Source organism: Apilactobacillus waqarii (assembly GCF_019061205.1).
GTDB lineage: Bacteria > Bacillota > Bacilli > Lactobacillales > Lactobacillaceae > Apilactobacillus > Apilactobacillus waqarii.
The window spans coordinates 184,054-199,244 of record NZ_JAHQYH010000003.1 but is presented as its reverse complement, the minus strand read 5'-3'; the positions used below and the strand labels follow the sequence as shown (position 1 = coordinate 199,244).

Below are 15,191 nucleotides of genomic sequence, written 5' to 3'. Positions count from 1 at the left end.
TCTTTTTAGATCGAAAGGAAGTTATGTTATGAACTACATCATTGGTGTTGATATTGGAACAACCAGTGTAAAAACTGTTTTGTACGATACCGATGGAGAAGTTAAGGGATACTCAAACGATGGTTATCCTTTATACCAAGATACTCCAGATATGGCCGAAGAAGATCCAGAAGAAATCTTCTCTGCCATGCTTGCAGGTCTAACTGAAGTTTTACGTAAGGCTGACCTTAAACATGGTACATTGAAGGGTATCTCATTCTCATGTGCTATGCACAGTTTGATTTTACTTGATGAAAACCACAAACCATTAACTCGTGCTATTACATGGGCTGATAACCGTGCCGTTAACTACGCTGACCAACTAAAGGAAAGCGGTAAGGCTAAGGAATTATACGAAAAGACTGGTACTCCAGTTCACCCTATGACTCCTCTAACCAAGTTAATGTGGTTGAAGAATGAAAGAAAAGATGTATACGACAAGGCTGCCTACTTCGTAGGTATCAAGGAATACATCCTATACAAACTATTTGGTGAATTAAAAGAAGATTACTCAATTGCCAATGCTACTGGTATGTTCAACATCTTCAAGATGGATTGGGACGAAGAAGCACTTGAATTAACTGGTGTATCACGTGACCAACTTCCTGAATTAGTTGACACTACATACCAATTCAAGGGACTAAACAAAGCTTACGCTAACGTAATTGGTATCGATGAAGATACTCCATTCGTTATCGGTTCTTCAGATGGTCCATTAGCTAACCTTGGTGTTAACGCTATTAAGCCAGGTGTTCTAGCTGTTACAATTGGTACTTCTGGTGCCGTTCGTGTCGTTACTGACAAACCTGTTATTGATCCTAAGGGTCGTGTTTTCTGTTACTACTTATCAAAAGACAAATGGGTTGTCGGGGGACCTGTTAACAACGGTGGTATCGTCTTCCGTTGGGTAAGAGATCAACTATGTGCACCTGAAAAGGTTACTGCCGAACAAATGCACATGGATTCATACGACTTATTAACTGAAATCGCCGCAAATATTCCAGCAGGTTCTGATGGATTACTATTCCACCCATTCTTAGGTGGGGAACGTGCTCCTATCTGGGACGCTAACGCTCGTGGTTCATTTTTCGGTCTAACTCGTATTCACACTCGTGCTCATATGATTAGATCTGCTCTAGAAGGAATCGTGTTTAACCTATACACCGTTAGTCTTGCCTTAGAAGAAGTTGTTGGTAAACCAACAAGTATTCAAGCTACTGGTGGTTTTGCTCGTTCAGAATTATGGCGTCAAATGTTAGCTGACATCTTCGAACAAGATGTTAACATTCCAGAAAGCTTCGAAGGTACTGCTTTAGGTGCTGCCACATTAGGTATGTACTCATTAGGTATCATCGATGACCTAGAAAAGGTTAAGGACTTCGTTGGAGTAACTAACGCCCACAAGCCAAATCCTGACAACTACAAGGTTTACCGTGAATTAGCTCCTATCTATATTCGTTTGAGTCGTCAACTTCAAACTGAATACAAGAACATTGCTGAATTCCAACGTAAACACGATGTTGAAAATGAAAACAAATAATAACTAATATTATTTTTGAAAAAAGGTTGGGTGTCTATTTAGGCCCCTCCTTTTTTTAGATGAAAATTATATAGGAGGAAATTCGTCATGCAAGAAAACGAATTAAAACGTGGAATTGGCATGATGGCTGCTCTTTCAACTGTTATGGGAACTGTTATCGGTGCCGGTGTGTTCTTTAAGACCGCCAGTGTTGTTAACAGCACTCATTCATTTACCCTAACCGTTTTAGCATGGATTGTTGGTGGATTACTAACCATCTGTGCCGGTTTGACTGTATCTGAATTAGCAGCTGCCATTCCTAAGACCGGTGGAGCCATCAAGTATCTTGATTATACTTATGGTCCGCTAACTGGTTTTTCAATGGGTTGGGCCCAAATCTTGGTCTACTACCCTGCCAACATTGCCGCTGAAGCAATTATTTTCTCAACACAATTAATTAACCTATTCCATTTAAACCCAAACATCTTAAACCCAATGGCAATCATTGTGGCATTGAGTGTGTTATTCATTAACTTATTGGGATCAAAGATTAGTGGAAACGTTCAAACAATCGCCCTTATTTGTAAGCTAATTCCAATTATTTTAATTGCTATTTTTGGTCTATTTATTCCTGGTGCTGTTCACGTTTCATTCTTACCAATTAGTCCAAGTGATCACGCTAATGTCTGGACTGCTTTTGGTTCAGGTTTACTAGCAACTATGTTTGCTTACGATGGTTGGATTGGTGTTTGTGACGTTGCCGGTGAAATTAAGAACCCTAAGAAGAACTTACCAAAGGCCATCATTATCGGTCTAAGTTTGATTATGGTTATCTACACATTGGTAAACGTTGCCTTCTTAAAGACACTTCCCATTGATCACATCGCTGGTAACCAAAACACCGCTTCAGAAACTGCTATCAAGCTATTCGGTGAATTCGGTGGTAAGTTAGTTACTATCGGTATTCTAGTTTCTGTTTACGGTTCATTGAACGGTTACACCCTATCAGGTATGAGAATTCCTTATGCTATGGGTCAAAGCAAGTCACTTCCATTTAGTGATTGGTTCGCTAAACTTTCAAAGAAGACTCGCGTCCCTTACACTTCTGGAATCTTCCAATTCGTAATCGCTATTCTAATGATTTTTGCTGGTAGTTTTGACCTATTAACTGACATGTTAGTGTTCGTTATGTGGATTTTTAACTGTCTACTATTCATTGCTGTATTCAAGCTTCGTCGTAAGGAACCAGAAATGATTCGTCCATACAAGGTGCCATGGTACCCAATCGTACCAATCATCGCCTTAGTTGGTGGTATCTTCATCCTTGCCGAAACATTGATTACTCAAACTGGTTTGGCATTAGTCGGATTACTATTAACATTAATCGGTATTCCGGTTTACTACCTACAACAAAGACATTTGAAAAACAGTAAATAATAAAAAAGCATTCGATTAACTTCGAATGCTTTTTTTCGTATTAAATTATTGTTTAAATCAATTTTAATAGACGTTTCGTCTACTTATATTAATGATAAATAAAGTGTCTAATATGGCGATTATTTGCCTTTAGCGATGTAATCTAAGATTGCATACATCACTTGTTTGTTTTCTTTGGGTACTGGTCTAGCTAGGATATCTTCATTGGTTTGATTCAAAGCTGATCCTTCGACGTACTTGTTATCATTGGTAACAATTTCTCTGACTTCATCGGTACCTAATTCAAAGTGGAATTGTAACCCAACAATTCTGTCGCCAATGATGAATCCTTGGTTTTCCACCAAGTCACTGGAGAACAATAATTCACCGTTCTTTGGAATTTCAAACATTTCACCGTGCCAATGCATTGCAGTAAGCTTGTTGTAAATTCCAGGAATGCGTTCGGATCTTAAATAAACTGGTGCCCAACCAACTTCCTTGGCTGTTGAAGTGGTAATCTTGGCACCGAATGTCTTGGCAATTTGTTGCGCACCAAAACAGGCACCATAGATTGGAACGTCTCTTTCAGCGAGTTCTCTAATAATGTCGCGTTCGAACTCAATCCAATCAATATCATCGTTAACACTCATTGGACCACCCATGATAACCAACATATCTGTTTCTTCCACCTTTGGTAGGATACCAAATTGGTATGGATGGTAAATGTAAACATCATGTCCCCTGTCATGTGCCCAATCCAAAATCGAACCTGGTCGTTCGTTTGGAGTATGTTGAATAATATTAATACGCATAATTTTTCGCCTACTTTTATATTTAATTTTTGATGTTTGATATTTTTAATAGGGATTAATATATACCTAAAATGTGGGGAGTGCAAAAAAAGACACCTGGAGGGGTGTCTTTTAGTTAGTCTTTATCAGTGTAAAAGCTACCAAGTTTATATGTTGTAACTGGTTGGACATAATATTGGTATTTAGCAACAAGGTCACAAATCTTATCACCATTAATTAAAGTAATCACTCTTGTTCCTTGTCTAGCGACTTTAATTGCTTCTCTTGTAAAGTCAGAGGTGGTAATAAAGATACCAAATTCTGCATTATATTTATCCATTGCACCTCTAAACTTATCGATTTCAGGTGTTGAAACTTTGTTTTCCCATCTTTTAGATTGTAATGCCACTCGTGTGGTTCTAAAGTCGTCAGATGTAATATATCCAAAACCATCTAATCCACCATCAGCGACATATTGAATGCCAATTTCATCGTCAATATCGACTCCCATTTGCTTCAATAGTCCTCGACTAAATAGCTCAAACTTTTGTGGGCTCATACTTGATAAGGCGTTCAATAATTGATCTCTCCATGGTTCATTATCTACTGTATCATCATCAAGATCATCGATAATTTCATCGGCCTTGGCCTTAGATTTCTTGTTATCAATCAAGAAAGGTAATACATCCCTACTTCTGGAAAATTATTTAAATCAACAGTTCTTCCACTTTCAGATAATTCTAAAACTCTATTATCTTCGGTTACAAAATAACCTGACTTTATTAACTTCTTAACTGCATGATTAAATAGGTATTGGAAAGGATGATATTTAGCGCCAGATTTCTTTGAAACCTTTACCTCATCAACCTCATCTTCGGAAAATACATCAGAATTATCCCTAATTTCACTTCTGATTTCTTTTCTGGTCATTTTCCCGCCGAGGGTTTGCATAACTTTTAGGGCTTCTACCATAGCCCTTTCTTCTTCAATGTCGTGTTTATTTTTAGACATAATCAAATGCCTCCATGTTTTTAGTTACTAGTTTAATTATAAGACGTAGATTAACTGTTAACAATGTCAGCTAATGACAAATAAAAAAGACACCCTATCTTCTCAGGGTATCTTTTTTTATGACAATTTATCCATCATTTTTTCGTAACTATCTACAACGTCATAAGTTACTTCGCTATTGGAAATAACCTTGAAGTGTTGACGAGCTGCTTCTATTTTGGCATTTTCAACACCCTTTAGACTTAACTCGATATTATCAGAATTTCCTTTTGTTTCTGCAATAAAGTATACATGCTTTCTTTCAGGTTCATTTAATACGATAGCCCAGTCAGGGTTATATCTACCTACTGGCGTATTGATATAAAATCCACCTGGAAGCTTTACGTACATTTCAACATTATTTTCCTCATCTAATTCATTGTAGAAACTCTTCTCTACTTTAGAATCTATTCTAATCTTGTCATAAAGGTGCTTCTTGGCTTCAAAAACATTTTCACCCATGATCCCTTGAATATCACTGTTAGCAAATATTGCATCTTCATCCCAAACCTCATCAAGTTTATTGTAAACAATATGTGAAATGATATTTTGAGCTTTTACACCATTAATTATGTTACTTATTTGAGCAATAAAGTTTTCAGGATTTAACTTATATTTATCAAATTGTTCTGAATTAATTCCGGATAGTATCTGTCCTACCGTTTTTCTGAGCAATCCTACTTTATCAGCTACTTCTCCAATTAAATCATACTTAACTTCATTAACTGGATTATAGATTTCTTCGAACTCTTTACTGTCAACTTTGAAAGATGTGCCATTATCATTAGCACTCATATTTCCTTCTGTTATACGCGCCTTTAATGTTGTTACAGTGAGGCTCTTATCAATAACTTGTATGGACTTATCAATAATTTCTTGATCATCAAAATCAACTGTGTAATAAGACTTATGATTTATTTTAGACCAAAGTTCCTTAAACTCTTTACTTGCGTATCTTTCCTTATTAAGCTTTAGTTTTGTTCTCTTGTTAGCATTATCAACGATTATATCCTTAGGATCATATACGCTGTTAATTAAATGCTGGATTGAATTTGCAAACTTTTTATAGTCCTCATTTAATACGTTCTCTATTTTTAGCTTTTGATTTTCGCTAGACAATGATTTATATTCGCTTGTTGATTGCTTATCACTATCAATAATACTTCCTGATTTTAAGTCTGACCAAATTTCAGCAGCTTGTGAATTATCAACAGTCATTTTATCAATAACGTTTCCATCACTATCCTTAGCTTCAAATTCTTGACCCTCAAATAACCTAGGTTCAATAAACTTAGGACGATTCTTTACTGACTCGGATATTTCTTTTTGCAATTCTGCGGCAAAATTTTCGTAGCTTTCATTTGCAATTACAGTCAAAACATTAACTTGTTGAACTTCATTTTCACCAAGTGCCTCTGCATCTTGACGATCACCATTCTGGTTTACAGATAATCTAAGTCCACGCCCAATTTCTTGTCTTTTCTTAATTTCTGAAGAGGATTGACGTAAGGTGGCTATTTGAAATACATTTGGATTATCCCATCCTTCTTTTAATGCAGAATGGGAGAATATAAATCTAACAGGTTCCTTAAAAGATAGTAATCTTTCCTTATCTTTCATAATTAAATCATAGGCAGAAATGTCATCGCTTGATTCTCTTCCTCTTTTAACTTTACTGTCAACAGATTTACCCTTTTTATCAACTGAGAAATATCCTGCATGAACTGTTTCTGGCTTATTAATATCTCTTTCTAGATATTCTCGATATTTATCATCCAGAAAACTATTTGTAAGTTTATCTTTAACTAACTTTTCATATTCTTCTTCAAAAATATGAGCATACTTACCTTTATTATCCTCAGAATCATAATCTTTATACTTAACTACTTCATCAATAAAAAAAAGTGATAGTGTTTTAATTCCTCTTTTAAATAAACTTTCTTCTTTATCAAGGTGAGATTTTATAGTTTCTCTAATTTGAATTCTTCTTAGATCCTCTTCATTAGCATCGCCGATAACTTGTCCAACATTAATCTTAATCCCATTTGTAAATTCTATAAATTGTTCATTGGCATTTATTTCAGAAACAACAAATCCATTACGATAAGATTCAATCTCACCAGAAAGATTATATATGTTATCACCCTTATCCAGTAACTTAAACGTTTTAACAACTTGTCCTTTAGATGATATTTTTTCAAAATTAACTCTAGCTTTCAAAGTAGGACTTTCTTTAATAGATTCCAAATATAGATATCCATTTGATGCATTAGAGCCTACCATTTCGATTCCTTTAGCTGAAATCCTTTTTACTAATTTCTTTTGATATGCATCCACTGCATCCAAACGATATACCATATTGTAATTTTCTCTATGAGTTGCTGAGTAATTAACGAAAAAAAGAGGATTAAACTTGGCAAGACCAACTCTGGTAGCATTTAACTGTGATTTTGTTCCGCCAAGTACTGATTGTGGTTCATCAATAATCATAATTGGGTTTGTAGCAGCAATTATGTCAATTGGCTTTCTACCCCTAAACTGATCAAGAACCATATCAATACGTCTAGCATCTGCCCCTCTTGCGTTAAAAGCTTGAGTATTTATTATCATTACATTGATTCCAGCATCACTAGCAAAAGCATCAATTTTTTCTAAATTACTTGAATTATATATAAATGATCTAATGGACTTTCCATATTCTCTTTTAAAATGTTCAGCTGTTGAATCAAAAGTTTTAGCAATACCTTCTCTAATTGCCACGCTTGGAACTACAATAATAAACTTTGACCATCCATATTTTTGGTTTAATTCCAGCATGGTTTTAATATAAGTATATGTTTTACCAGTACCAGTTTCCATTTCAACAGTAAGAGTCAAACTACTTCTAGAATTATCAACCTTGGTATCTTTGTCTTTTCCACCAATATCCATTTTATTTAATTCGGAGTCTTGTAATAAACCGTTTTTCTTCTGCACATATTTTATATTTTTTAATATTTGCTCATCTGATAAAGTTATAAAATTATTTTTAAATCCAGACGTTATATCTAATACTATGTTTTGATCATTTCCAGTATCCATCATGTATGATGTTTTACTTTGTTTAGGTTGACCTTCAAATACAGATGTAACAGCATAAACGGCATCATCTTGAAACTGTTGATTCTTATATTGAAGCTTCATATTAATCCTCCATTATATTACAAAATACTATTATTAAATTACTTTGACTTTGGTATCAGGGCTTGTAATTCTAAATTGTTCTAATAAGTTCACCTTTTGTGATGATTTATCAAAAGTCGATTCTTTAAAAACAGCAACAAGAGGTTTTAATGATGCAATCTTTCTAATTAAATCATCTGTTAAATTTTCTCCAAAATAACCAATTACACCTGAAAGTTCACCAAAATAATCGTATTTAATAATTTTTTCACCATCTAAGTTATCAATAGAAATAGGACGATTATATTCAAAAGCGCTACTTATTAAAACATCATAAAGTAATTCATAATCAGAACGATTATCTGAATTATTGTCAATATCCATTATTAATTGACCTTGTTGAAGTTCAGAAGATTTTTTAAAAACATCATCTCTTAAATTAGTATTGGATACAGTTAAAGCCCTAAATCCACTATTATCTCCTATAGTTTTAGCTGCTTTTTTAATCCTATCCTTTGATATTTTATCAATTGTTTTATATCCATTTGAAAATGCCAATGAGTCTAAAGGAGTTTTTTCATCGAGTGTTACCATTATAAATTTTCTATTACCACCATCTTCTTTATTTTGCCTCATAACGGCATCAGCAGTTGTTCCACTACCTGCAAAAGCATCCATTATGATTGCATCATCGCCTGAATTAGATAATGATATAAAATCTTTTATTAAATCAACTGATTTAGAATAGTCGAAAATCTTTTTACCATTAAAATATTTTTTTATTAATGAATTCGAATTTGACGTTGAATATTTAGGGCTATAAAAAGTTGTCTTACCTCTTTTACTTGGTAAGTCACCCAAGGCTGGTCTTTGCTTTTTATAAAGCGAATAACCATCTTTAACTTTTTTTACTATCACGTCATCTTTATCCCTAGTCATTTTATCCTTTGACCAATACCATCTCATTTCTTCACCATTGGTCAGTGGAATTATCTTATCCCATTCATCACTATTTTTAGGTGTTAGACTAAAATCAAGCGTTTCTTTATTTATCCATATTGGATAGAACAATTTAGGTCTAGCTGATCTAGGAGCATTTATCCCGGTTGCTTTAAGTGAGCCACCAACCTTCCAATAACCTTTTTCGTCTTGATTCCATTCCAGAAGTTCTTCTCCTTCATCTATCGGCAAAACTCCAACATCAAATTTTTCTTTATCCTTTGAATAAATAAAAGCATATTCATTTGTTTCCATCATCCCACTAGAATTGTCGTTACCATTTAAACTCGTTACCACAGATAGTTCATAGACAAAATTGTCTTCTCCAAAAACTTCATCCATTAAAAGTTTTAAATTAGCTTGTTCAGCATCTCCAATAGACACGAAAATAGATCCACTATCCTTCAATAAATCTCTAGAGATTTTTAGTCTAGGATACATCATCGAAAGCCAGTCAGAATGGTATCTTCCACTGCTTTTTTCATTTTTTACGAGCCTATTTCCTTCTTCGTCAACATTACCTTCAGATAAATCAGAGTCTTTCTTATTTTTTCTAAAATTATCATGATACACAAAATCTTTTCCGGTATTATAAGGAGGATCAATATAAATCATATCAATTTTTCCTAAATAAGATTCTTGCATTAACTTTAGTGCTTCCAGATTGTCACCTGTAATGAATAAATTTTCAGAGTTTTTAAAATCAACACTTTCTTTTTCATCTGGCTTTAACGTTTTAGTTGATGGAGAAGCTGCTTCAAAATATGCCTTAGCTTTTCCATTCCATGTAAAATCATATCTTTCCTTTTGTTCATCAGCCTTTTCAAATAAATCGCGTAATTCATTTAACATATTTTCATCAACCTTACGTGATTTAACATCAGAGAGGTCTATTTTTTCTGGTCTATCGGTCATTATAATTCTCCTTCAATCTTTATTTTTCTTTGTTCCAATACATATCTTTTTCTAGCCAATTCTTGTTTCTTATTTAATTGCGTACTCTTTTTTATTTTGTTATTAATATCAGTTATGTTGTTATCTAATTGTTTCCATTTATTATATTTATTTATTTGATCAGTTAAAGGAATGGATGTGTCTCCTATTCCCAATATTTGTCTAACAAAATTATCTCTAATATCGTCTGTTGATATTCCTGTCATGGATAGTTTACTATCTATTTTTTTATAAAAAAATTGTTTATTGTATTCCATTACAGCAATATCTTCGTTAACGATAAAAAGTATTTCTTGCGGAATCTTATCCTTAATTTCTTTAATTACACTAATATCAAAATCAGGTATATCAACACTGATAACTTCAATTTCATTAACATTATTCGATATAACATTAATCGTAATTTGGGATAACTTGGCAATCCATCTAATCCTTTCTATACTGGTTGGATTTTTAAAATTAAACCTATCCTTTGGAATAATTCTATTAATAATTGCCGATTTTGGTATATCTAATATCATTTAATCACCTTTAACTACTAGGAAATCTATTAATTCAAAATCATTCAATCCATTTACATCATTCTCTAGTGCTGTTGTTCCACCACTTGTAAATAAGCTATCTAAGTCATTCTCTTCTTTCTTACTAATCATTGAATCAATAGCGGAATTAAGCAATATAGAGTACTTATCCATATTCTTTCCATTATTTGTTTCTGAATTAAATTTATCAGTTAGTTCATATAATGGTTCATCATAATTTTTAGACAAGAATCTCATATCATCCAATATTGATTTAGGATTCAAATGACTAGAAATAATTTGTCCATCATCAGAAATGTAAATCAAATAGAAAGGATGTAATCTATTTTGCTTATCAATATTCATGGCATTATTTCGATTACGCAATACGAAAATTACTCCTGATGGGTGATTATCATCTGCTTTTGCAACTCCATGAATTCCAAATGGCTTTGCTTCATAGTCTCCATACTTTTCTCTTAATTGTTGAAGATCTAATTGAAATTCGTTTAGTCCTAAATCCATGATATTAACTCCACTAGACATATCTTCTAGATCAACCACTTCATTTTGTAGTGTTTCCAATTGTTTCTTTCTATAGGCCATGTCAGGGTCAGTATTATCAATAGTATCTTCACCTGTTGATGATATTGCAATCAACTTTGCTCGATTCTCTACCCTTGCTTTCAAATTAATATATTCATCTAATGAAATATCTGGCCAAAAATTAACCATTTGTATTTCTGAATTATCAGATCCAATTCTATCAATTCTACCAAATCTTTGAATTATTCTAACTGGATTCCAGTGTATATCATAGTTTATTAGGTAATCAGCATCTTGTAGATTTTGTCCTTCACTGATAACATCAGTCGCTATTACAACGTCGATATCTCCGGTGATTCCTAAAGCATCCCTGTTTTTTGATTTAGGACTAAACAATGTAAGTAAATGGTTAAAATCATTTTTTAAATTTGGAATTGTAGATGCTGTTCTATCTCCAGAAATCAATGCAGTATTAATATTTTCATTATCAAATAAAATACCAGATAGATTATCATATAAATAATTAGCTGTATCAGCAAAAGCAGTAAAAATCAGAATTTTTTTATTATCATTATTAATAGGATGTTCAATTTTATGCTTAATTAGTTTCTGTAGTTCCATCATCTTAGTATCATGATTAGGAGTAATTTCGCTTACTACATCTAGCATGTTGTTAAATACTTCTTTATCATTTATAAGCTGTTTTCGCCATGATACATAATCCATATCTTTTATGCTTATTTTTAAATCTTTACCAACAACAAAATCATCATCATCAAGTTCTGAAGAAAAATTATCAACAGTTCCATGCTTATATTTTTCAAATTCATTTATCACTTGAAGCTTTCCTTCAATGTTATTCAAAATATTCTGACTGGTTTTTCTAAAAGAATATATTGAGCTTTCAGCTCTCTTCAATAAATTAGTAATCATTAACTGATTACGTCCCTTTTCTCTATTACCCCAAGTTGATGCATTAGGTTGAGAAGAATCAATGTATTTATACAATTTAGATGGATAAACATATTGTAGCGGATTGTAAACTTCTAGATTAAGTTGATCTATGAACCCAAAAAGATCATCATAAGAAATTTCCAAATCGGTTAATTTAGGGCTCTTATTTATTGGCGATAATCTAGTTGGAAACTTTCCAATTTTTGCATTGTCATAATACTTTTCAATATGCTTACGACTTCTTGCAATAGTGACACTATCCAGTAATTCAAAAAAATCAAAATCTAACATATCCAAAAGTTTTTCTGTTGTACGATCTACGGCATCTAAAGAAGACCAATCCTTAAATGCTCGTTGCGCTTGTGCAAATATCTCAGTAACATTACTTTCAGTGTTTAATGTTTCACTTAAATTATCGCTATCTCCCTCAGCTGCTAACATTAATTGATTTTTCAAATCAGAAAAATCAGTATTAACAGGTGTAGCAGAAAGCATTAAAACCTTTGTCTTAACACCTGATTTGATGATTTTTCTCATCAACTTTTGATATCTATTTTCGGAATCATCGTGTTTTTTATGTGTTGTTCCTTCACCATTTCTGAAATTATGACTTTCATCAATAACAACTAAGTCATAATTACCCCAATTTATTTTAGATAAATCAATTCCATTACTTTCACCATTTTCTCTATCCATGTCGGTGTGAAACAACACGTCATATCTTAAACGGTCTTCAGCTAATGGATTATTTTTATAGTTATTCTTATAGTTATTCCAATTGTCCTTTAGTCGTTTTGGAGATAATACAAGAACGTTCTTGTTTCTGGATTCGTAGTATTTTATAACTCCGATTGCTGAAAAAGTCTTACCCAAACCAACTGAGTCGGCTAGAATGACACCATTATGTTTTTCGAGTTTACTAATTGCTCCGATAACAGCATCTTTTTGAAAATCATACAATAATGACCAAATTTTTGATTCTTTAAATCCTGTTCTATCGTTAGGTATGTAGTCTTCATCTAAATCAGTTAAAAATTCACTAAAAATATTATATAGTGCAACATAGTAAATAAACTCTGGAGAGTTTTCTTGATATGCTGCCGTTATATTATCTAATACATTATCTGTAACCTCATCAACGTACTCTGGGTTATTCCAAACAACGTCAAAAGCATTCAAAAATCTTTTAGTATTTTCATTTTCCATTTTAGATATGTTGTAAATTAATTTATCCCCTTTGGTAACCCCTAAATCAGCAGTTGTGAATTCATCGACAGGTGCATAGACTGCAATATCACTTCCATTTTCAATAGTCATAAAATTGTCCATTCTTTGACCTGAAACGTTAGATTTAAAAGTTACTTTAGTTTTTATCCACTCAGCAGCTTCTTTAGCTATCGCTTTTTGTGTCAATTCGTTTCTAATCTTAATTTCGAATTCATCACCGTAAAGCTTACTCTCATGATTTAACCTAGGAATGTAAAATTCTCTTTCTTTCTTTGGAATTTGTTCTTTTGTAAACAAATCACTCGAAAATAAAAATTGAACAGACTCCACCTTCTCAAGTTCTTTTTTTAATGCTTCATAAGCGTATATTGAAAAAGATGCAGCCGCTATCTTTATTTTGCTATGTGATTTAATTTCTTTTTTTAGATCATCTATAACTCTTTCCGTAACGTTATCAAAGTTCTTCATTCCAAAAAATCCTCTCAGTATTTATATTTAAAGTATAAATGTAATATTGAGCTTAAACAACAGCATTTAATAAATAGTTATATTATTTTAATATTAAACTAAAAAAAGGCACCCTCTCACAGGGTGTCTTTTTCTTAATCTATTTCTTTTCAAACACTGTCACTGATTCAACGTGAACAGTTTGTGGAAATTGGTCAACCGGTTGAACTGGTTGAGTAATTTCATAACCGTATTCAGCTAAACGACGAGCATCACGTACTAATGTTGATGGGTTACATGATACATAAACAATCTTCTTAGGTGCTACTTGAGCAGCACTATCGATGAATGATGATGCAAGTCCCTTACGTGGAGGATCAACCATGATAACATCTGGTTTCAATCCTTGTGCTTGCCATTTTTCCATTTGGTCTTCAGCACTACCGGTTACAAAAGTAGTGTTGTTGATGTGGTTCTTTTGAGCGTTAATCTTAGCATCTTCGATGGCTTCCTTAACAATTTCCACACCATAAACCTTCTTAGCATGTTCAGCAACGGCTAATGAGATAGTCCCGATACCACAGTAAGCATCGATTACTGTTTGAGTACCATCTAGTTGCGCCTTTTCGATTGCTAGAGAGTAAAGCTTTTCAGTTTGTTCTGGGTTAACTTGGTAGAATGAGTTCAATGAAATAGCGAACTTCAAACCAAGTAACTTATCTTCGATGTACTTCTTACCATCAAGGCAAACGGTACTCTTACCTAACAATCCGTTACCATCTGACAAGTTGATGTTTTGCATGATACTTGTTACTTCTGGTAAGGCTTCTTTGATTTCACGGACGATGATATCAACCATTGGAATCTTCTTGGTACGAGTAATCAAACCAATCATCATTTCGTTAGTGTAATGACCTCTTCTAACCATGATGTTTCTAATCACACCACTGTGCTTAGTTTCATTGTATGGTTCGATGTGGTACTTACGTAGAATGTCTCTAACAACAACGATAGCCTTGTCGATTTCAGGATCTTGAATGTAGAAATCTTCAATGGTTACTAGGTCGTGTGAGTGCTTACGGAAGAAACCAGTTTGTAGTTTTCCATTAATTGAACGAACTGGAATTTGGGCCTTGTTTCTGTAATGAGTTGGGTTATCCATCCCAATAGTTGGCAATACTTCAACATCCATCTTTGACTTATCGAAAAGTTCTTGGATTTGGTGTTGTTTGAATTCCAATTGAGCATCGTATTTTAGATGTTGTAATGGAGCGATTCCTGTACGAGTGTAGTTTCTGTCGATGTTTTCTACACGATCTGGTGATTTAGTTAGTAACTTTTCTAACTTCGCGAAACCAAAGTTTTGGTTAACTTTGATTACCTTAATCAAAGCTTTTTCGCCTGGAAGAGTGTCTTCAATAAACAAAGGATAATCCTCAATCTTGGCTACTCCCAAGCCTTGGTAAGTTAAGTCGATAATATCGACTTCATATTCTTCGTTCTTTGTAACTGGTGCTTTAAATTTCATATTTACCCCTTTTTCTAAACAAAAAAGTTTTGTTGTAA

Annotated in this window: 8 protein-coding genes and 1 pseudogene; 2 read left to right on the top strand and 7 right to left on the bottom strand. The window is 33.3% G+C overall.

Annotated features, from left to right (window positions below; translation table 11 throughout):
- Window positions 1–28: 28 nt before the first annotated feature.
- Both gntK and KTJ72_RS03500 read left to right on the top strand, forming a co-directional pair.
- The gene (gene gntK / locus KTJ72_RS03505; protein WP_034534860.1) at window positions 29–1,579 is read left to right on the top strand and encodes a gluconokinase; all 1,551 of its coding nucleotides are present in this window, start codon (window positions 29–31) and stop codon (window positions 1,577–1,579) included.
- An 87-nt stretch (window positions 1,580–1,666) separates the two neighbouring features.
- Window positions 1,667–2,995, top strand: coding sequence for an APC family permease (locus tag KTJ72_RS03500; RefSeq protein ID WP_057198165.1), 1,329 nt, complete (start codon window positions 1,667–1,669; stop codon window positions 2,993–2,995).
- A 119-nt stretch (window positions 2,996–3,114) separates the two neighbouring features.
- Here KTJ72_RS03500 and KTJ72_RS03495 read toward each other — a convergent pair whose 3' ends face one another.
- The 7 genes and pseudogenes from KTJ72_RS03495 to rlmD form a co-directional block, all read right to left on the bottom strand.
- Window positions 3,115–3,786, bottom strand: a complete 672-nt coding sequence (locus KTJ72_RS03495) for a type 1 glutamine amidotransferase (protein WP_217304144.1) — start codon at window positions 3,784–3,786, stop codon at window positions 3,115–3,117.
- A gap of 115 nt (window positions 3,787–3,901) precedes the next feature.
- A pseudogene (locus KTJ72_RS03490) lies at window positions 3,902–4,776 on the bottom strand (restriction endonuclease).
- Window positions 4,777–4,893: 117 nt separating this feature from the next.
- A complete protein-coding gene (locus KTJ72_RS03485) occupies window positions 4,894–7,998 on the bottom strand; it encodes a type III restriction-modification system endonuclease (RefSeq protein ID WP_217304143.1) in 3,105 nt (1,034 codons plus the stop codon).
- 33 nt (window positions 7,999–8,031) lie between these two features.
- The gene (locus tag KTJ72_RS03480; protein ID WP_217304142.1) at window positions 8,032–9,891 is read right to left on the bottom strand and encodes a site-specific DNA-methyltransferase; all 1,860 of its coding nucleotides are present in this window, start codon (window positions 9,889–9,891) and stop codon (window positions 8,032–8,034) included.
- Window positions 9,891–10,451: a DUF4391 domain-containing protein gene (locus tag KTJ72_RS03475; protein WP_217304141.1), complete on the bottom strand. Its 561-nt coding sequence runs from the start codon at window positions 10,449–10,451 to the stop codon at window positions 9,891–9,893. Before KTJ72_RS03475 ends, KTJ72_RS03480 begins: the two co-directional genes overlap by 1 nt.
- The gene (locus KTJ72_RS03470; RefSeq protein ID WP_217304140.1) at window positions 10,452–13,646 is read right to left on the bottom strand and encodes a helicase-related protein; all 3,195 of its coding nucleotides are present in this window, start codon (window positions 13,644–13,646) and stop codon (window positions 10,452–10,454) included.
- Between the two features lie 139 nt (window positions 13,647–13,785).
- Window positions 13,786–15,153: a 23S rRNA (uracil(1939)-C(5))-methyltransferase RlmD gene (gene rlmD, locus KTJ72_RS03465; RefSeq protein ID WP_198177939.1), complete on the bottom strand. Its 1,368-nt coding sequence runs from the start codon at window positions 15,151–15,153 to the stop codon at window positions 13,786–13,788.
- Window positions 15,154–15,191 lie beyond the last annotated feature (38 nt).